General features: G+C 39.8%; 20 protein-coding genes. 14 read left to right on the forward strand and 6 right to left on the reverse strand.

The window, feature by feature from the left end; genetic code table 11:
- The first annotated feature begins 23 nt into the window (after positions 1-23).
- The 9 genes from hisD to AC27JP_RS10215 all read left to right on the forward strand — a co-directional run bounded on the left by hisD (position 24) and on the right by AC27JP_RS10215 (position 7,590).
- The gene (gene hisD, locus AC27JP_RS10175) at positions 24-1,349 is read left to right on the forward strand and encodes a histidinol dehydrogenase (protein ID WP_487114661.1); all 1,326 of its coding nucleotides are present in this window, start codon (positions 24-26) and stop codon (positions 1,347-1,349) included.
- Complete coding sequence (hisC, locus tag AC27JP_RS10180; protein ID WP_487114663.1) at positions 1,350-2,474, forward strand: histidinol-phosphate transaminase; 1,125 nt, start codon at positions 1,350-1,352, stop codon at positions 2,472-2,474.
- Positions 2,471-3,541, forward strand: coding sequence for a bifunctional histidinol-phosphatase/imidazoleglycerol-phosphate dehydratase HisB (gene hisB / locus AC27JP_RS10185; RefSeq protein WP_487114664.1), 1,071 nt, complete (start codon positions 2,471-2,473; stop codon positions 3,539-3,541). Before hisC ends, hisB begins: the two co-directional genes overlap by 4 nt.
- A gap of 1 nt (position 3,542) precedes the next feature.
- A complete protein-coding gene (gene hisH, locus AC27JP_RS10190; RefSeq protein ID WP_487114666.1) occupies positions 3,543-4,163 on the forward strand; it encodes an imidazole glycerol phosphate synthase subunit HisH in 621 nt (206 codons plus the stop codon).
- Positions 4,164-4,166: 3 nt separating this feature from the next.
- Complete coding sequence (hisA, locus tag AC27JP_RS10195) at positions 4,167-4,904, forward strand: 1-(5-phosphoribosyl)-5-[(5-phosphoribosylamino)methylideneamino]imidazole-4-carboxamide isomerase (protein WP_487114668.1); 738 nt, start codon at positions 4,167-4,169, stop codon at positions 4,902-4,904.
- Between the two features lie 109 nt (positions 4,905-5,013).
- The gene (gene hisF, locus AC27JP_RS10200; RefSeq protein ID WP_487114670.1) at positions 5,014-5,802 is read left to right on the forward strand and encodes an imidazole glycerol phosphate synthase subunit HisF; all 789 of its coding nucleotides are present in this window, start codon (positions 5,014-5,016) and stop codon (positions 5,800-5,802) included.
- Positions 5,796-6,416, forward strand: coding sequence for a bifunctional phosphoribosyl-AMP cyclohydrolase/phosphoribosyl-ATP diphosphatase HisIE (gene hisIE, locus AC27JP_RS10205; RefSeq protein ID WP_487114671.1), 621 nt, complete (start codon positions 5,796-5,798; stop codon positions 6,414-6,416). Before hisF ends, hisIE begins: the two co-directional genes overlap by 7 nt.
- 329 nt (positions 6,417-6,745) lie before the next feature.
- Positions 6,746-7,039, forward strand: a complete 294-nt coding sequence (locus AC27JP_RS10210) for a DUF6559 family protein (RefSeq protein ID WP_487114673.1) — start codon at positions 6,746-6,748, stop codon at positions 7,037-7,039.
- A 98-nt stretch (positions 7,040-7,137) separates the two neighbouring features.
- Positions 7,138-7,590: a GNAT family N-acetyltransferase gene (locus tag AC27JP_RS10215; RefSeq protein ID WP_487115197.1), complete on the forward strand. Its 453-nt coding sequence runs from the start codon at positions 7,138-7,140 to the stop codon at positions 7,588-7,590.
- 60 nt (positions 7,591-7,650) lie between these two features.
- Here the strand turns inward: AC27JP_RS10215 and AC27JP_RS10220 are convergent, their stop codons facing one another.
- The 4 genes from AC27JP_RS10220 to AC27JP_RS10235 all read right to left on the reverse strand — a co-directional run bounded on the left by AC27JP_RS10220 (position 7,651) and on the right by AC27JP_RS10235 (position 12,129).
- Positions 7,651-8,046, reverse strand: coding sequence for an MAPEG family protein (locus AC27JP_RS10220; RefSeq protein WP_487114675.1), 396 nt, complete (start codon positions 8,044-8,046; stop codon positions 7,651-7,653).
- 269 nt (positions 8,047-8,315) lie between these two features.
- The gene (adk, locus tag AC27JP_RS10225) at positions 8,316-8,960 is read right to left on the reverse strand and encodes an adenylate kinase (protein ID WP_487114677.1); all 645 of its coding nucleotides are present in this window, start codon (positions 8,958-8,960) and stop codon (positions 8,316-8,318) included.
- Positions 8,961-9,132: 172 nt separating this feature from the next.
- Positions 9,133-11,091: a molecular chaperone HtpG gene (htpG, locus tag AC27JP_RS10230; protein WP_487114679.1), complete on the reverse strand. Its 1,959-nt coding sequence runs from the start codon at positions 11,089-11,091 to the stop codon at positions 9,133-9,135.
- A 129-nt stretch (positions 11,092-11,220) separates the two neighbouring features.
- Positions 11,221-12,129 (reverse strand): hypothetical protein, encoded by a 909-nt coding sequence (locus AC27JP_RS10235; RefSeq protein WP_487114681.1) that lies wholly within the window; start codon positions 12,127-12,129, stop codon positions 11,221-11,223.
- 206 nt (positions 12,130-12,335) lie between these two features.
- On the opposite strand from AC27JP_RS10235, the gene AC27JP_RS10240 reads away from it, so the two are divergent.
- The 5 genes from AC27JP_RS10240 (at position 12,336) to AC27JP_RS10260 (ending at position 18,380) form a co-directional block, all read left to right on the forward strand.
- Positions 12,336-13,526 (forward strand): YbfB/YjiJ family MFS transporter, encoded by a 1,191-nt coding sequence (locus AC27JP_RS10240; protein ID WP_487114682.1) that lies wholly within the window; start codon positions 12,336-12,338, stop codon positions 13,524-13,526.
- 353 nt (positions 13,527-13,879) lie between these two features.
- A complete protein-coding gene (locus tag AC27JP_RS10245; protein WP_487114684.1) occupies positions 13,880-14,872 on the forward strand; it encodes a hypothetical protein in 993 nt (330 codons plus the stop codon).
- Positions 14,805-15,644: a hypothetical protein gene (locus AC27JP_RS10250; protein WP_487114686.1), complete on the forward strand. Its 840-nt coding sequence runs from the start codon at positions 14,805-14,807 to the stop codon at positions 15,642-15,644. Before AC27JP_RS10245 ends, AC27JP_RS10250 begins: the two co-directional genes overlap by 68 nt.
- On the forward strand, positions 15,644-17,512 hold the full coding sequence (locus AC27JP_RS10255) for a hypothetical protein (RefSeq protein ID WP_487114688.1): 1,869 nt from the start codon (positions 15,644-15,646) through the stop codon (positions 17,510-17,512). Before AC27JP_RS10250 ends, AC27JP_RS10255 begins: the two co-directional genes overlap by 1 nt.
- A 448-nt stretch (positions 17,513-17,960) precedes the next feature.
- Entirely contained in the window at positions 17,961-18,380 is a 420-nt protein-coding gene (locus AC27JP_RS10260) for a cupin domain-containing protein (RefSeq protein WP_487114690.1), read from the forward strand.
- Between the two features lie 36 nt (positions 18,381-18,416).
- Here AC27JP_RS10260 and AC27JP_RS10265 read toward each other — a convergent pair whose 3' ends face one another.
- On the reverse strand, positions 18,417-19,517 hold the full coding sequence (locus AC27JP_RS10265) for an MBL fold metallo-hydrolase (protein ID WP_487115199.1): 1,101 nt from the start codon (positions 19,515-19,517) through the stop codon (positions 18,417-18,419).
- A gap of 35 nt (positions 19,518-19,552) precedes the next feature.
- Positions 19,553-20,158, reverse strand: coding sequence for a recombination mediator RecR (gene recR / locus AC27JP_RS10270; RefSeq protein WP_487114692.1), 606 nt, complete (start codon positions 20,156-20,158; stop codon positions 19,553-19,555).
- Positions 20,159-20,191: the final 33 nt, after the last annotated feature.

The following is a 20,191-nucleotide window of genomic DNA, read 5'->3' on the forward strand; positions in this document are numbered from 1 at the left end:
AAAATTATTAGAAGTTGAATGATATGAAAAATGAAATAATCAATTGGCAGAACTTATCCAACACTGAGCGCAAGTTTGCACTATCGCGCCCAGCCATTGCAGAAAGTGCATTATTGTCGCAGCAAGTAGAAAATATTTTAACCAATGTACGAAAAAATGGTGATGCCGCACTCTTTGATTTAACCGAGAAATTTGACGGCGTAAAACTTGAAAGCCTACAAGTTAGTCAAGCACAGGTTAACGCGGCTAAAACTCGCTTAACAAGCAAGCGACTTAGCGCCATTGAAAGTGCTTATGCAAATATAAAACGTTTCCACCAAGCACAAAGCACTGAAGATGTGCGTGTTGAAACTACACCTGGAGTGATCTGTACATTAAAAACCGAAGCTATTGCTAGTGTTGGTTTATATATTCCGGCAGGCAGTGCACCATTACCATCAACTGTGCTGATGTTAGGTGTTCCGGCGCAATTAGCTAAATGTCCGCGAAAAGTGCTGGTTTGCCCACCCGATAAAAATGGTCAATTGGCCGATGAAATATTGGTTGCGGCAGCACTTTGTCAAATTGATGAAATTTATAATATTGGTGGTGCTCAAGCTTGTGCGGCGCTGGCTTTTGGTACCCAAACAATAAAAGCAGTAAATAAAATATTTGGCCCAGGTAATAAGTATGTTACTGAAGCTAAAAAGCAACTATCACAACAAGTTAATGGTTTTGCTATTGATATGCCAGCTGGCCCATCGGAAGTGTTAGTTATCGCTGATAAGAATGCCAATGCTGGGTACGTTGCCGCCGATTTATTGTCACAAGCAGAGCACGGACCTGACAGCCAAGTTATGCTGTTATCTGACAGTGAAACCTTAATAGCTAACGTACAGTCAGCATTAACCGCGCAATTAGCTGAGCTTTCAAGAGCAAATATCGCTAAGCAAGCCTTAAAACAAAGCCGTTTAATATTAACTAGCGATTTAGCACAAGCGGTTGAAGTATCGAATGAATATGGCCCAGAGCACTTAATTATTCAAACCGACAACGCGCAAGCATTATTAACACAGTTACGTAATGCTGGCTCTATTTTTGTTGGGGCTTATACACCGGAATCTGCTGGTGATTATGCTAGTGGCACCAACCACGTGCTACCAACCTATGGCTATTCTAAAGTCGTTAGCAGCTTGTCATTAGCAGACTTTTCTAGACGCTTTACCGTGCAAGAAATTACCCGCCAGGGTTTGAGTAATTTAGCCGAATGTATTTGTGAACTTACCGATGCTGAAGGCTTAGATGGTCACAAACGTGCGGTAACTATTCGCTTGGAAGAGCAAGCTGCTGATAAAACGGGAGAAGCATAAATGACCATTGCCAACAAACTTGCTCGTAAAGAATTAATCGACATGGTGCCTTACCAGTCGGCACGTCGACTCCATTCAAGTAACGGCGAAATGGACAGTAAAATTTGGTTAAATGCCAATGAAGCATCGGGCTCAGGTCGCTATCAAGTCAATAGCAATAACATTAATCGCTACCCTGATTTTCAACCGGAAAACTTAATCTATGCTTACCGTGATTATTGTAGCTCGAGCATGGATAACATAAATGCAAATAATATCTTAGCGACTCGCGGTGCCGATGAAGGCATTGAACTACTGATCAGAACATTTTGCCAAGCCTACCAAGACAAAATATTAATTTGTCCGCCCACTTATGGCATGTATGCCATCAGTGCTGAAAACCATGGCGTTGATACTATTAAAGTACCATTAACGGCTGAGCTATCACTCGATCTTGAGGCGTTAAAAGCTCAAGTTGGTCAAGCAAAAGTAGTGTTTTTATGTTCTCCCGGAAACCCAACTGGCAATTTACTATCGCAAGCTGAAATTAAAGCCGCACTAGCATTATTTGCCGATACGGCCATTGTTGTGGTCGATGAAGCCTATATTGAATTTAGTCCAGAGCAATCGGTTGTCAATTGGCTAAAAGATCACCCACAATTAGTGGTATTGCGCACTTTATCAAAAGCCTTTGCTTTAGCGGGTTTACGCTGTGGCTTCACGTTAGCCAATGAAGACATTATTACCATGTTGAGCAAAGTTATTGCCCCTTACCCTATTTCAGCGCCGGTTGCAGACATTGCCAGTGCAGCGCTTAATGAGGCGGGTTTAGCGCAAATGAATGCAAGAGTGCAAGAAACAAAAACCTTACGCGGCGAACTTGCTAACTGGTTAGCGCAACAGAGCTGGTGTCAGCAAGTATTTGCCAGTGATGCTAATTTTGTTTTATTTCGCTGTGAAAATAACGCCAGCAAAAACTTTATTTTTGACCAACTTGTTGCCCACAATATTTTAATTCGCGACCAATCTAAACAACAAAGTCTATCAAACTGCTTACGAATAAGTATCGGCAGCGAGAGTGAATTATCACAATTAAAACAAGTAATAACGAACGCCATAACAGCAAATAAAAGAGAATTAGTATGAGCCAGCAGAATATTTTATTTATCGACCGAGACGGTACCCTGATTGAAGAGCCGGTAACTGATAAGCAAGTTGATAGCCTAGAAAAATTAGTTTTTGAGCCCAATGTTATTCCTGTGCTTATTGCCCTGCAAAAGAAAGGCTTTCGCTTGGTGATGGTGTCAAATCAAGACGGCTTAGGCACCGCAAGTTACCCACAAGCGGATTTCGACTTACCGCACGACAAAATGATGGCGATGTTTTCATCACAAGGTATTAGCTTTGATGAGGTGCTGCTTTGCCCTCATTTTGACGCTGACAATTGCAGCTGTCGTAAACCCAAATTAGGTTTAGTGAGTGATTATTTGCAACAAGGAAAAGTTAATTTTGCCAACTCTTATGTTATCGGCGACCGTGAAACAGATATTCAACTTGCCGCGAATATGGGCATAAAAGGCATTAAATATGATCGCCAATCATTAAATTGGAGTGATATTGCTGAGCAATTGCTCACTCAGTCTCGACAAGCGAATGTTGTTCGCACCACCAAAGAAACCGATATTAATGTCGCAATAAACTTAGATAAAGTTGGCGATATTAATATCAAAACTGGGTTAGGTTTTTTCGACCATATGCTTGAACAAATCGCCACTCACGGTGGCTTTAGCATGAATGTAAATGTTGATGGCGATTACCACATTGACGAACACCACAGCGTGGAAGACACGGCATTAGCATTAGGACAAGCATTAAAACAGGCGCTTGGCGACAAGCGTGGCATTGGTCGTTTTGGCTTTGTACTGCCTATGGATGAATGCCGAGCGGAATGTTCTATTGATTTATCAGGCCGGCCTTGGCTAGAGTTTGATGCAACATTTACCGACAATAATGTGGGGCAAATGTCGACTCAGATGGTGTCGCATTTTTTCCGCTCATTGGCTGATGCGATGGCGATCACCTTGCACCTTTCTACTACCGAAGGTAATTGTCATCATCAAGTAGAAAGCTTGTTTAAAGTTTTTGGCCGCGCCTTACGCCAAGCCATTACCATATCAGGTGATGATTTACCGAGTTCGAAAGGGTGTTTGTAAGATGACAACAAAGCAACAGACTAATTTTGTGATTGTTGATACCGGCTGCGCTAACCTTGCTTCGGTAAAATTTGCCGTTGAACGCTTAGGTTTTGCTATCAATATTTCCGATAACATAGAGGAAATAAAAGCCGCAGATAAAGTTATTTTACCTGGTGTTGGCAGCGCGCGTCATGCCATGGAAAATATTGTCGCTAAAGGTTTAGTTACGACACTACAACAACTTAAGCAACCGGTATTAGGTTTTTGCTTAGGCATGCAATTAATGGCGCAAACCTCTGCTGAAGGCGTTGATAGCCATGAGGCGGTGCAATGTTTAGGCTTAATTCCAACAGACATTCGCCCACTAGACGCACACAATTTGCGTATGCCTCATATGGGCTGGAATACCCTAACAGGTGTTGAAAATCATGCCATTTTTAAGGGCATTAAAGCAGGCGACTATTTCTACTTTGTGCATAGTTTTGCTGCACCTATATCTCAATACACCATTGCTCGCTGTCAATATGGCAGTGAATTTTCTGCTGCTATTGCCAAAGACAATTTTATTGGTTGTCAATTTCATCCCGAACGCTCAAGCGAGCTTGGCAGCAGAATTATTAAAAATTTCTTGGAGATGTAAGCCATGATGATCCCAGCAATCGATTTAATCAACGGTGAAGTCGTACGATTATTTCAAGGTGATTACCAACAGAAAACCAACTATCAATACACAGCAAAAGATCGCCAAAATGCTTATGCTAGCGCTGGCGCTACGGTTATGCACTTTGTTGACTTAGACGGTGCAAAAGACAGTGATAAACGCCAATTAAGCCTACTAAAAACCTTAGTTAATCACGACAGTATGATCATTCAAGTTGGCGGCGGCGTACGCTGTAAAGAAGACGTGCAGCAATTACTCAACTTAGGTGCTGACCGTGTGGTTATTGGCTCACTCGCTATTAAAGAGCCAAATTTAGTACGTACTTGGCTCAGTGAATTTGGCGGTGAACGTATAGTATTAGCACTTGATGTGAAAATTGATGCTGCAGGCAATAAAACCTTACCAACCCACGGCTGGATAAAAGACAGCGGCGTAAATTTAGAATCATTATTAGATGATTATATTGCCGCCGGCTTAATTCACGTACTGTGCACTGACATCAGCAAAGATGGCACCTTAACCGGTAGCAATGTTTCAATGTATAGCGAACTTTGCCAGCAATATCGGCAAATAAAATGGCAAGCTTCTGGTGGCATTGGTTCATTGGACGACATTAAAGCACTGATCCCTACCGGTGTTGATGGCGTCATTTTAGGGCGTTCTCTATTAGAAGGAAAATTTACCCTTGAGGAGGCTATTGCATGTTGGCCAAACGCGTAGTTTTTTTTGTTAAAGGTATCAGCCCATGTCTTGATGTTCGTGATGGAAAAGTCGTAAAAGAAAGCGATGCGACGCAATTGGGTAAATTAGAAATTAGGGAGCTATTTTTATGTTAGCCAAACGTATCATTCCTTGTCTCGATGTAAGAGACGGCAAAGTCGTTAAAGGTGTTCAGTTTCGTAACCACGAAATTATTGGTGACATAGTACCACTAGCGCAAAAATATGCTGAAGCCGGTGCTGATGAATTAGTATTTTATGATATTACTGCAAGTTCAGATGACCGTGTAGTCGACAAAAGCTGGGTAAGCCGTATTGCACAAGTTATCGACATTCCTTTTTGTGTCGCTGGCGGTATCAAAACAGAAGCTGATGCCAAACAGATTCTTATGATGGGGGCTGACAAAATATCAATTAACTCCCCTGCTTTGCGAGATCCAAATTTAATATCTCGCCTTGCCGATGTTTTTGGCCAACAATGTATTGTTGTTGGCATTGACAGTTTTTTCAATCAAGACGCGAACAACGGCCAAGGAGAGTATCAAGTTTATCAATTTACCGGTGATGAAACTCGCACACAAAAAACCAAATGGTGCACGCTTGATTGGATACAAGAAGTACAAAAACTAGGCGCTGGTGAAATAGTGCTTAACTGCATGAACCAAGATGGCGTTCGCCAAGGATACGACATTAAGCAACTTAGCCAAGTGCGTGCTCAGTGTAACGTCCCACTTATCGCCTCTGGCGGCGCCGGTGAAATATCACACTTTGTTGATGTTTTTCAACAAGCTGATGTTGACGGCGCACTTGCAGCCAGCGTGTTCCACAAAGGCATTATCGCTATGAACCAGTTAAAACAAAACCTTAAAGATAACCAAATAGAGATTCGACTATGCTAATTACCAATGAAAACATCAGCCAATTGGCATGGAATAAAATGAATGGTCTTATTCCCGCCATTATTCAACACCAAGATACCGGTGCGGTGTTAATGCAAGGCTTTATGAACATTGAAGCTTTGCAGCAAACACTAAGCTCAGGTTTAGCAACATTTTATAGTCGCGCGAAACAAGCACTGTGGTGTAAAGGCGAAACCAGCGGCAATTACTTAAAGGTTAGCCAAGTGCTGACCGATTGTGATCAAGACAGTTTGTTGATTGCTTGTCGCCCTGTAGGCCCTACTTGTCATTTAGGCACTGAGTCGTGTTTTCCTGAGCAAAAGCTTAGTCAACAAAATTTTCTTAGCCAACTTGAGCAAGTAATTGCCAGTCGTAAGAATGATGCGCCAGAAGATAGCTACACTGCTCACCTATTTTCACGCGGCACCACTAAAATTGCGCAAAAAGTCGGCGAAGAAGGCGTTGAAGTCGCATTAGCGGCAGTAGCTGAAACTAAAGCAGACTTACTAGGTGAATGTGCCGATTTGTTTTACCACACCTTAGTATTGCTACAAGATAAAAATATTGAGCTCAGTGAAGTGATGGAGGTATTACAAACAAGACATCACAAATAATAACAGCCCCGAATTAAATGTGAATGAAGAAGTCCCGACTTTGCTATTACACATCTGGCAATATGTGTAATAGCAAGGTAATAATTTTCGTTAATTATTCTGAAAAAATATAAAGGTGATGAAGTAGTGGTTATTTCCGGTAAAAATTAGCAAGCTTGTCGCTAATTGTTGCAAAAAACGTAAGACATCCACCAAAAAACATGTGCAACAAATTCCACACAGCCCAATAACAGCAAGACTTCCATCAAATTATCGTTGACGACATGATGGCTGAGACACTATAATAGCCGCCCTCAGTTAGGATGTAATAAAACGCTAAGGATTAGCATATGTTTAAATACTATTCGATAAAAAAATATGGCGCAAAATTATTACCTGCGCTTGAAAAACGTTATGGTGAAAAAGCTCATTATAGCGCCTCAGAAGTTAGAGCAACGGTATATCAGAACAACTTTAATCCCAAGTATTTGCCTCTTGCCTATTTACTATTTCTCGATCAAAATGCTTTAAAAAATGTACTCTATGTTGAATACCCAGAGCTCAACATTAGTCAGTACAAGCAAGAAATTATCGACTACCTAAATAGAAAACGTTATAACGGCTATTTAAAAAAATTAGCATAATACTCTCTTCGCTATACAAGAAACGGTAATCATGAAAAAATAGTACTAACTATTTTTTCATGTGATGCCCTATGTCTCATAAATCTGAATCCAATAAAATCAACTGGCAAAGTAAAACCTTTGCCGAACTCAATACCAATGAACTTTATGATTTGTTGAAGTTGCGTATTGATGTTTTCGTTGTAGAGCAAAGCTGTTTTTACCCCGACTTAGATGATCATGATCGCCACCCCGACACTCGTCATTTATTTTGCTATCAAAATGGTGTTATGACTGGCTATTTACGAATTTTGCCAAAAGGACTAACTTATCAAGATTATATTAGTATTGGCCGAGTTGTAATCGCGCCTTGCGCTCGCGGCACAGGTTTAGGTCACCAGTTAATGATAATGGCATTAGCTGATTGCTTACAAAATTTCCCCGATGATACGGTAAAAATATCGGCACAAGAGCATTTAGAAAAGTTCTATAATCAGCATGGCTTTGAGCGGGTTACTGAGATGTATTTAGAAGACGATATTCCACATATTGGTATGCTAAAAACCCGTTAAGCACTAACCATTCTACTAACAAAGCAGGTGCAACTAACACCTGCTGTTATCACATTTACTCTATGTGAAAATAAATAAGCGAATATTCTCGAAAGCTAAAATTAAAATTACAAAGAATGTTGATAACATTCCGACTTGTCTTTGCATTGAAACACCAATGGTTTTGCTTAAACCAATAACATGCAGTGCTCGGCCAACAACTAATGCAGCACCTAATGCATGTAACATGATTACTGAAGCATGATTTAGCTCATAACAAGCAAATAATATTAGTGCTACGGGCACATATTCGGAAAAATTACCGTGAACCCTGATCGCCTTAGCTAAATCTTTATTGCCACCATCATTAATGCCAACCTTAAACTTTTTCCTTAAACGAATAATATTAATGGCTAAGCCAATATATAAAATGCCAAGTAGGCTTGCGTAAAACCCCGTTATTGACAATGTCATCATGATAAATTCCTTATTACTAATTTTTATAGAGAATTGTTTTTATTATTGTTAGGAATAATACCTAGTCGAAAATGCAATGAACAGCGGCATTTACGTAAAAATGAAGTGCAGAAAGGCCAGACACAAGATATGAAAGAAAGTTATTAACCAGAGAGTTTATCGAGATGCGCTAAAGCGTTGAAATACAGGATGCCTGAGAAAGGCCTGAACATAAAAAAGCTCGCAGAAGCGAGCTTTTTTATAGAACATTTACTACTGAAAGAGCTAACTTACGCTAACTTCTCATTTAACAATGAGCTAACTTCTTCAACAGCTTGTGTACCATCGATAGTTAAGTACGCACAAGCGCCAGCACCGGCTTCTGCTTGATAGTATTCAACTAATGGTTTTGTTTGTTCATGATAGATGCCTAAACGCTTACGAACCGTTGCTTCTTCATCATCTGGACGAATTGATAAATCATCGCCAGTTTCATCATCTTTACCTTCCACTTTTGGCGGGTTGTAAACAATGTGGTAAACACGGCCAGAGCCAGCGTGAACACGACGTCCACCCATACGTTCCACAATCACTTCATCAGGTACGTCAAATTCGATAACATGGTCAACTGAAACACCATTTTCTTTCATGGCATCCGCTTGTGGGATAGTGCGAGGAAAGCCGTCAAGTAAGAAGCCGGCTTTACAGTCGTCTTGTGCGATACGCTCTTTAACTAAACCAATAATTAATTCATCAGAAACGAGTTGACCTGCGTCCATTACTTCCTTGGCTTTTTTCCCAAGTTCAGTTCCTGCTTTAATTGCAGCACGTAGCATGTCACCAGTAGAGATTTGTGGAATGCCAAATTTAGCCATTAAAAATTGTGCCTGAGTACCCTTACCTGCACCCGGTGCACCTAATAAAATAATGCGCATTTAGTATAACCCTATTTAATTAATGAATTGGTTTTGCGTAAAAGCTGACACTATACATATTCAAAGGGTTGCAAACAAGTAGCTAGCTGTGTAAAAAAACAAAAAAGAGGCTAAAAAGCCCCTTTTTTTGACTAAAGTCTAACGATTAAATTAGACTTGCAGCGCTGAAAACTTATTTTGTTAAGCTCAACATTAATTTATTCAAACGAGATACAAATGTCGCTGGATCTTTCAAGCTACCACGCTCAGCTAACATTGCTTGTTCAAACAATACTTCTGACCATTGTTTAAATTGTTCATCGTCTTGCTCATCGGCAACATGTTTGATCAAATCATGCTCAGCATTGATTTCAAAAATCGGCAATGCATCTGGAACTTCTTGGCCCACTGACTGCATTAACTTCATCATTTGGCTACTCATATCGTGCTCATCGGCAACGATACATGCTGGAGAATCCGTCAAACGTTGTGAAATTTTCACGTCTTTTGCTTTACCTTCAAGCGCCGTCTTAATGCGAGCGACTACTGAATCAAATTCTTGCTCAAGTTTTTCTTGTGCTTCTTTCGTTTCAGCATCATCCATATCACCAAGATCTAAGCCACCTCGGGTAACAGATTGTAATTGTTTACCATCAAACTCTGTTAAGTGACTGACTAACCACTCATCAATGCGGTCAGACATTAATAAAACTTCAATACCTTTCTTGCGGAATACTTCTAAGTGCGGGCTATTTTTCGCCGCTTCAAAGCTGTCAGCAACAACATAGTAAATCTTGTCTTGGCCTTCTTTCATGCGTTCAATGTATTGTGCTAATGAAGCACTTTGAATGCTGTTATCTTCATGAGTTGAAGCAAAACGTAATAACTTAGCAATCGCATCTTTATTAGCTGCATCTTCTGCTGGCCCTTCTTTTAACACTTGGCCAAATTCATTCCAGAATAACTGGTATTGCTCTGCGTCTTTTTTGCCTAATTTCTCAAGCATTTTCAACACACGTTTCGTACAACCTTTACGAATCGCTTGAGTGATTTTACTGTCTTGTAAAATTTCACGAGAAACGTTTAGTGGTAAATCGTTTGAATCAAGTAAACCTTTAACAAAACGTAAGTAGGTTGGCATAAATTGTTCAGCGTCATCCATAATAAACACGCGTTGTACGTACAATTTTAAACCGTGTTGTTTTTCACGATTGTACATATCAAATGGTGCTTTTGATGGAATATAAAGTAATGAGGTATATTCTGTTTTACCTTCAACTTTGTTGTGTTCCCAAAGCATAGGGTCAGCAAAGTCATGTGAAACATGCTTATAAAATTCTTTATATTCATCTTCACTAACATCAGCTTTTTCACGAGTCCAAAGCGCAGTCGCTTTGTTTACCGCTTCCCAGTGTGCGGGTACCGCATCACGCGCTTCAACAGCTGGTGTTGTTACATTACCTTCTTCGTCTTTCACTTCAGCAACGGCTTCAACAGCCGGTACTTCAGGTGTTAACATTTCAACAGATACTGAAATATGATCTGAGTATTTAGTCACGATAGACTTTAAACGCCAGTCATCGGCAAACTCTGACTCATCTTCTTTTAGGTGTAAAATAATGTCAGTACCGCGGCCTGTTTTTTCAATTTTCGCGGTAGTAAATTCACCTTCACCTTCAGATGTCCATTCAACACCTTCTGACGCTGCAACGCCAGCAGCACGTGAGCGTACGGTCACTTTATCAGCTACAATAAATGCTGAGTAAAAACCAACACCGAACTGACCGATTAATTGTGAGTCAGACGCTTGGTCACCAGAAAGTTGCGAGAAAAACTCAGCCGTACCAGATTTCGCAATGGTACCTAAGTGTTCAACGATTTGGTCATGTGTCATACCAATACCGTTATCAGAAATAGTTATTGTGTTGGCTTCTTTATCAGTGCTAACGCGAACACGTAAATCACCGTCGCCTTCATAAAGTTCAGCATTTGATAGTGCTTTGAAACGCAATTTGTCTGACGCATCAGCCGCGTTAGACACTAACTCACGCAAGAAAATTTCTTTATTTGAATAAAGTGAGTGGATCATCAACTGTAATAGTTGCTTTACTTCGGTTTGAAAACCATGAACTTCTTTTTGTGTCTCAGACATCTGAAAAACTTCCTACTTAACTAACATAAAATACTTGATTACTGTGAGCAAATAACGCAATTCCTCACTCGATAGTTAACATGTGGGGGTATGCATTAACTTTTCAAGAGAAAAAAATAAAAATAAGTGTTAATCATCATACGGGTTATTTTCCACAACTTCTTTTAACCTTTTTAAATGGTTATTAAGTTCGCTTGTCATATAAACACTGGCAGAATTTGGACCTATCAAAAGCTGCAGAGAAACATGGCTTTCAATTGAAGATTTAGTATTATCGATTATATGAAGCATATATTTTAGATTTGACTGAGGGATATTAAACCGTCTCAATAATTCAATATTTTCTATTAATGCAGGAAGGCAACTAAGAGCGTGAATCCATCCTTTATAAGTAATTAAGGCGTTTAAGCATATAAGTTGCTGTTTAATGCTTGAAACTAAACTCTTAATAACAGGCTTTCCATATTTGTCTACATATACTGTCCTTTTACTTTCAGGAAGATCTGTGAATGAAATTGCATTCGAGCTAATCCATTCGGACAAAACCGTGCCGTCTTTAGTTTCCGTACTAGGTTCAAAAAAAGATGCTATATACCGAGGGGGCTTTTCTCCTGTTTGAGATAAGGTGACCCAAATTTGATAATCATAAATTTTTCTAATCTTAAGCTCAGCAATTTCAAACGACTTAACTGCTTGCTCAATATAGAAATTAGCATTACCTTGAGAAACCAACTCTTTATGAGATTCCGCACTTCGCTTTAATTCTTTCTTTGTTGCTTGTAACTCTTTTGACTGAAGACGAATTGACCAAATTAAAAACACAATAGTAAAAAATGTTAAAAAGGGGTTTAGCAATCCGCCATAAAAATCACCTATTTGACCTATTTCATTTGGTTTTAAAGGTGAAGATGTAATATGAAAAACAAAGTAACTAACAGAAGCAATTAAAATAATAAAAAACGCAATAAAAAACATTTTAATCAGTGAATTAAGATTTATGTCATTTTCATCTTGCTTTGTTTTTTTATTAGATTCCATCTATTTATACGTCCTTGTATGTTATCTTAAGTAAATTAATACTAATTTTTATGTTACTTTAGTTAAGACTTAAATTAAATTCTTAATAGTTATCAATATCTGTTTTTAACATATTACTTATCATCATTAGTGATTTGCTAAGTATTATCAGTACACTTACATTAAAATTTCCCAAATTTTAAAAGCGTTAATACCCCGGATGTGTCATGTTATTTAATAAAAACAACAATGCGGCAATTTTATTGGCTGGCATTCTCGCTTTAGTCGTTGGCGTAGGGGTTGCGCGCTTTGCTTTTACCTCTTTATTACCTGCGATGTTGGAGAACCATTTAAGTATCGCTTTTGCGGGGGTACTGGCATCAATTAACTATATTGGGTACTTGTCCGGTTCAATTTTTTCTATTTTTATTAAAGACATACACTCAAAAGTAAGGTTTTTTAGGTTTGGCTTAGCTCTGTGTATTGTGACATCGTTATTATTAGGGCTAACTGAAAATCAATGGCTTTGGCTAGTATCGAGATTATTAGCCGGCTTTGGTGCAGCAATGGCACTTGTTGTTGGCTCAGCCATTGTGATGTCAAAGTTACAAAATACCAATAAAACTAAAGCAATGGGTATTCACTTTAGCGGTTTGGGCTTTTCAATATTAGTGTCTGATTTAATTATGCGGGCAGTATTTAACTTCAGTGACTATTGGCAACACGCGTGGATTGCTCTAGCCACAACCGGAGCCATTTTTGCTTGTTATTCTGCCTACATTCTCAGTTTTGAAAAACAGCCTGCAAACGAGGTTGTAAAACATCAATTTAATAAATCACTATTTAGCCCATTAGTGATAGTTCTTGCCCTAGCGTACTTTACTGAAGGTGTTGGTATGGTAGTACAAGCAACATTTTTACCCGACATTGTTAACTCATTAGCAGGTCTATCTGGCTATGGCGGTTATGCTTGGCTAGCTGTTGGTGTTGCCGGCATACCATCTTGTATTATTTGGATGCGCTTAGCACACCGCTATAACAGCGTCGACATTATGATGCTAGCCATGGCGCTGCAAGTTATTGGTATTTTAATCCCGACCTTTTCTAGTAACATAATGCTTAACTTACTAAGTGGTATTTTATACGGTGGAACCTTTATTGGCTTAGTCGCTTTATTTATGAATTTCGGTGGTCAATTGGCCGGTAAGAATCCGGTATTTATCATGGGCATGATCACCGCGGCTTACGGCGTTGGTCAAGTGGTTGCACCGTTATATTGTGTGGCATTGATAGAACATTTTGGCAATTACGATACCGCACTTTATCTCACCGCCGCTATTGTTGTTATCGGCATATTATTACTTAAATACGCAAAAGAAAATTTAATGGCTAATAGTAAGATTGCCAGTAGTTTATAAAAATACTTGAAGAGAATGTTCATTGTTTTTAGCACGGCAATGGCGAAATACAGTGGTCTTGTTATCAGCAGTTTTGCCACAGCCCTGACCTTCTGTTGCACTTAAAAACATCCAAATAGAAATGGTTTTATGTTTAACACCGTAACTCCCGCAATTTCAGCAATTTCAGCAATTTAGACTGTATAACTTTTCATACTGAAATAAGCCGTACTTGCAAGATGTAGAGCATATGTTAACTCGCGCCTTTTCAATGTATCACCTATACTTTTAGTTTATATTTTAACCACCTAAATAAAGCTGCGCTATAAATTGAAAGGCCGTTACGGCGATAAAGTAAAAAGGATATTCGCTTCATGTTAATCAATGTCATTTTGATTGCGCTCTGGTTCGCCCTAGTTAATTTTTGGCTAACCAGACATTTAGGCACAACTAATCTCGGTGTATTATTCGGGGTGCCTTTTGGCGCAGCTGCTTTCACTTATGTTGTAGATTTTTTAATTGACCCTAACGAGCAAGAAGAAATTAAAAGTGGTTTACGCAATAAAATAAAACGCCACCTTAACCAGCGTGTAATTAGCATTTTATATTTGCTGAGCTTTATTGTTGCCCTGACGGTTACCTCAATACACATTACGCCATTAGCCGACAACAACAAGCGTAATGTCAGTCTGACAGCACTTAATGCTGAAAAACCAATATCGAAGGCACAAACACAGCCCGGCAAACCTACCCGTTTCTTAGTGTTTATTAATCCCTTTTCAAACGAGTATACGCTAAGCCTTGCCGGCTACCTCGACAAAGTCATAGCGCTGCAACCATTTATAGGTACAACAATAGTTCCCAAACGAGATCTAATGCAGCAACCCACATTACTGTTTCGTCCAGCCGGACAGAGTAATGCACTTCTGGCTAATAAAGGCTGGTTTGAACTTTACCGGCAAAATAAGGCAGGAAAGTTCGAGAAGCTAACTGAACAACAAGGGAAATCTGCCTGGTTTCATGGTCCTGTTCGACAGCAGCCAAGCAGCTTGCACAATGATTGGCGGCTTGAGCTAACAGCAACCAACACAAATGCGACAACCGCCGCTATTTTGTTATTACGCTGGCGAAATCCCAAACCATTGGCCTTAAAAAACGACATAGCGCCCGGACAACTAATCTGCGCACTCATTATTAATGTCGATCGTCAACAATACTCCGCAGGTATGGTAAGCAAGGTGACTAGCGCCCCTTATCAAGATTTGCCTATATTCGATTTTATCCAAGAGGATTTAAAAAATGAATTGGAAAATATTAGTCATAGTGCTGATTCTGTCTGTAGTTGGCTTGCAAAAGGCGCAGGCTAATAACAAAACAACAATTCAGATATCAGTTACGCTTAGTGATAGCTATGCCAATGTGCTGGGTAGTGAAATGACAAACGAAGCAAAACGTTTGGCTGAAATTGAACTTGTGCAAACACTGCAAGATCTTATCCGCTACTTTAATTTTGTTCCTTCAACAACACCTGCAGAGCATCAATTACTGTTTCGTATCGCGCCACCGACAGCATCTGGTGCACAACCTATGCATAATATTCAAGATTACTACATTTACTTGAGTTTGAATAAAAAAAATATTCCCCTAGCAAAAGAGCTAAAATGGTTGTTTCGAGATGCCGCCTCAAGTCTGTCAGGTGCAGACACACCAATGTCAATTACCCAATCGTTAAGTCAAGACGTAAGAGAAAAACATAACAATATCATTGGGGAATTGCTTAGCCATGTAAGCTTCACCGCCAGTGCTACCTTTAAAAACACAGGCTCTGTTAAAGGCTGGTTTATTCAACATTCTGCAAAAGCCCTTTGTCTTTACAAACGCAGCAAATTACGTATTACTAGCATGGTGCCCGATGAAGGATTTGAAGATGAATTTTCGGCAGAAGTTAAAAAACACCGCGATGACCATATCACTACCTTCACTAAAGCAGAAAGTGATGTTTCCAGTTTATTGACCGCGCCAGAACAAGCGAAAGTATTGGCTGTTCATGTCGTAAGTTATGAAAGATTGTGTGAGCAATCAGACGCACTTACTGAAGTTTCACCTGCCAGCGTAAATTTTGCGCAAGGAGGTGAGTAATGAAACCTCTTACGCAACTATTTAGCGTAATAGCTTTGGTCATTGCCGCAATGCAAGCTATCGCAAATGCACAAACACTAGAGCAATACGTAAAACAAGGCCAATCGCAGCAAGCAATGCAAAGTATAGAAAGACAAAAAAATCACTGCATATCTGCAGCTGGGCAAGATAAAACCGCACAAGAGAATTGCAAGCTAAGCGCGATATTTTCAAGAGCTTGGCTTAACAGCCAGCGTGCCAAGTTTATAGCAAAACCAGAGACTATAAGTGCTAAACGACAAGCGACCCGTTTATTATCGCTTGCAAGAGATGAATATCTGACCATATTAAAATTGCGCCCAAGCCATAGTGCCAGCATTAATAATTTACTACTGGTGCTAGAGCAATTAGAAGATCATCGAGGGCTTATTAAGCTGCTGCCATCACTTAACAATGTTGATCAAAAAATGGAAGCAAGCGAAATTATTGCCGAATTAAGCATGAAACAAAACGATGCCGCTACCGCAACCATTTATTTGCTGAAGGCCTATTCCTTAAAACACAGTGACGGCACACTTAATCGGCTAATTACCGCATTTGCATCAAAACCGACATCAAAGCTAGCAGAAGAACTATTAACTTTTGCTAACAAAAACAGGGCCAAATATCCAACACACGCTAGCAAGTTATATGCAGCAGTGGCTAAGCACAAAACCGAAATAGAAATGTCAGTTTGGGATAATGCCGCACTTGGCTGGGTTCACATCATGAGTGAACAACGTCAGCTCAACGCTGAGTTAATTATGCAAACTTTTGATCTAGAGAAAGAGCCAGTATTTGCCGAGTTATATCGCCGAGTATCTGCTCAATATTTAGGTGCCAACGAACATAACGTAAAACTCAATCGACGTATTATGCAAACGGGTCGTGACAACGGAGGATGGTGGACAGAAAATGAATTTAGAACCCTTACTTTAGCGCTGGCTGGTTGGAGTGCTGGGCATCGTCATTTACTGAAAGGGAATGTATCTACAGCCCATGATATCTGGCTAGGTGCACTCTATTATTCACCTAATGTATTCGCTTATCGGCACGAGTTAAGAGATGAGAAAGCCGTAACACTGGAGTTACTTACTGACTTAGCTAGGCTACAACAACTTTATAAAGAGCAGCTTGATCTCGATGGAAAGAACTTCCAAGCAATTGAGAATTTACTTTTCAGAAGTAAGGCCAAGGCCTATGAAGGAGATGATTTAAAAGCCATTAATCGTCATCACACTTTGCTTGGAAAATTGTATGCTGACCTCGGTATTTTTGGCCGTAATACCCGTGGTGCCGAATTTCAACTAAGTAATGCCATATACACTGCAGAGCGCTTAGCAAAAAGGCAAAAGCAAACAAAACCTGAATTGCCACAACTCGCGAAACTTTTGGCAGATGGCTACGCTTGTAACCTTGCTCGCCAAAAAGAAAATTGCAAAAGTAAAAATGCTGAGGCCGGAAAATGGTATCAAAAGGCTATGCAAGGCTACCTGCAACTCGATGCCTTACCACAAGCCCAGCAAACCTTGAATTCAGCCAAAAAACTTTCGATAGCACCATCCCCGCAAGTTTTGGAACTGGAAAGCATTATTAAAGCACGTAGCGAGCCAAACTTACCGGGGATTGAAATCACGCCATGGTTACAGCAAAACAGTAGTAGCTTACCCGCTACATTTGTCGAAAGTCAGAAATTTAAAATATTGGCAGAACGAGGGTTAGAAGGTGATAAACAGAGTGCAACAGAAGCATTGAAGCTATACCAAAAAAGCACTATTAATTCCTCAATTATTGACCAGAGTCGAGTGCTAAAATTGCAAAAAATGGAAAACAATATCCGCGAACATTAGGGGCTGTTGATCTTTGTTTATATTTTCAGCAATAGGTTATTTTTAACGTTAGCAAAGCAGAATGAACGATGTTTGGTTGTTCCAAATAAGTGAGATTCTAATGCTGCTAGCGTTAAAAATAGTCATTGCCCAGAGGGCTGAGTCTAAAATTGCCTTACTTTGCGTTGAAAATGACTGATTTAGATGACTAAATTGCACTATTTTCGCCTTAATTAAGGCAATTTTAATTCTCAGCTGAATTAATAAACAAAGATCAACAGCCCCTAGGCAAAAAAATGGCATTGAGCCTTAAAGGAATTAACACTTAAAATATATATTATATTAATTTTTTGCTGATCAATTGCTTCTCTTTTGGGCAATAGTTAACATGATTGCAGTAAGGTCAAACGACCATAAGTGGCAGCCAAACTTACAACAACTTAATGCAGCAATGTAACAGGAGAATAAGGTGATAAATAAGCGACAAAGCCGACATAGCTGGAAAATACCATCGTTAGCTGTTGTTCTCTTTTGTATTCCATTGTTATCTTTTAGCACTTTGGCGACACAAGCTGTACTAGAAAAACCTGAAATCATTAACAGAGCACTACCAAAGCGAGAAATTGTGCTGGAAAATGATCAGGTACAAGTTGTTCGCCTTACCTACCCTGTCGGCACTGAATCTGGAATGCATACCCACGCGTTTGCTAATCGTGTGGTTTACTTTGTTAAAGGCGGTACATTAGGGTTAGTACCAAAAGATAGTAGTAAAGCAAGTAAAACCTTAACCGCTAGTGACGGACAAACCTTGTTCCTACCGGCCACCACACATAACGTGAAAAATATCGGCAATAGCGAAATTGTGATTGTTGAAACAGAGCTTAAATAGCTTTAGCAAAATGTCATGTTATCCCTTTTGCTTAACTTAGAAGCTGACTTCATCGCCTTCATTTAAAACATACAAGGGTATTTTCGAGTTCAATTCTTTATGCATTTTTAACAACCTTAATAACGGCGAGTGTGAACTATGATCACCCATTTGCCAGCTTGCATTGCCGTAACCCCATGGGATCATCACTTTACAATTAAGTTCTTGTGCTGCCACTAAAGCATCTTCTGGCGTGGTGTGCACATAGCGGTACCAATCACCACTTTCTTTGTGAAAGTAGGAAGCAATAGGCATTAAACAGACATCCATATCACCATAACGCTGTTGAATAGCTTTAAAGTGCTGGGAATAGCCAGTATCGCCAGCAAAGAATAGGCGTTTATCTTCATGTTCAATAACCCAACCGCCCCACAGTGTCGCGTCATTATCTTCGTAGATATAAGGCACTAAAATTCGGCTACTAAAATGGTGCGCAGGGACAAAGTTAATGGTTAAATCAGCGAGTTTGGCAGCTGAATACCAAGCCATTTCATTTATATCGTAACCATCATTTGGAAAATGTTCGGCAAAGCTTAACGGTACGTAATATTGTGGCTTATTACCAATGCTTGATATATCGTCTTTATTAAAATGATCGTAATGAATATGAGAATACATAACCGCATCAACATCAGCCATTTCACTTGCTGACGGCCATGTCGGTTCATTGCGAAAAAAACCTCCGCTTAACTTAAACGCCCAGTTCACTGGCCAATCAAACTGTTTGCTAACAGGGTCAAATAATAACGAGGTGCCATCGGGGCTTTCAATGTAAAAACTTGCGTGTCCTAACCAGCGAACCATAAACCCAGTGTTTAGCTGATGCTTTGCGTTTTCGCCAATAAAACGACAATTTTCGGCGGCTGATTTACATTCAACGACCGAAGAAGGCGGATAACAATTTTCTTTGCAGGTAATGGGGTAGGCTTTCTTTCCAGGAAACAAATTATCATAGCGTAAAGGGCTTGCTGAATTTTTTTGATATTTAATCACAGAGTCAGCTTGCTCAATGCGAGTGACTTGGTTGGTATTTACACAACCAAGCAAAAACACAAATACCATAGCAATGCTGAGCCATCGCAATTTACTCGCTTCCATTAATATATTCACTTCGTACTAGCTCAAGTTATTCATTAAAGGTTATAGTTTTTGCGACCAGATAGCGCATGCGACAAGGTGTTGCCGTCAACATATTCTAATTCACCACCTACCGGCACGCCGTGAGCAATTCGAGAAATATTAACATCATAGGTTTGACTAAGTTCCGCAATAAAATGCGCTGTTGCCTCACCCTCTACGGTTGGGTTTGTCGCTAAAATAACTTCGCTAAACTGCCCTGTTGCTAACTGCTGTTCTAAAACATCTAAGCCTAAATCATCGGGGCCAATGCCATCAAGCGGTGATAAATGCCCCATCAAGACAAAATAACGTCCTTGAAATTCACCGGTTTGTTCAATGGCAATAACGTCTGCCGGTGTTTCAACAATACATAATTGCGTGGCTATTTTTCGTTTCGGGCTTTGGCAGATATCGCACAACGCTTCTTCAGTAAAATTTCGACATTGCTGACAATGGCCGATATTTTCCATTGCTCGTCCTAATGTTTGCGAAAGCTTACTGCCACCATTACGGTTTCTTTCCAGTAAGTGAAATGCCATACGTTGTGCTGATTTTGCGCCAACGCCAGGTAAACATTTTAGTGAATCAATAAGCTCTTGAACTAATGGACTAAATTTCATTACGACTCTTTTTAACGGTTATGAACTTGAACA

The sequence above is a fragment of the Colwellia sp. SU-HH01172 genome (assembly GCF_057553355.1).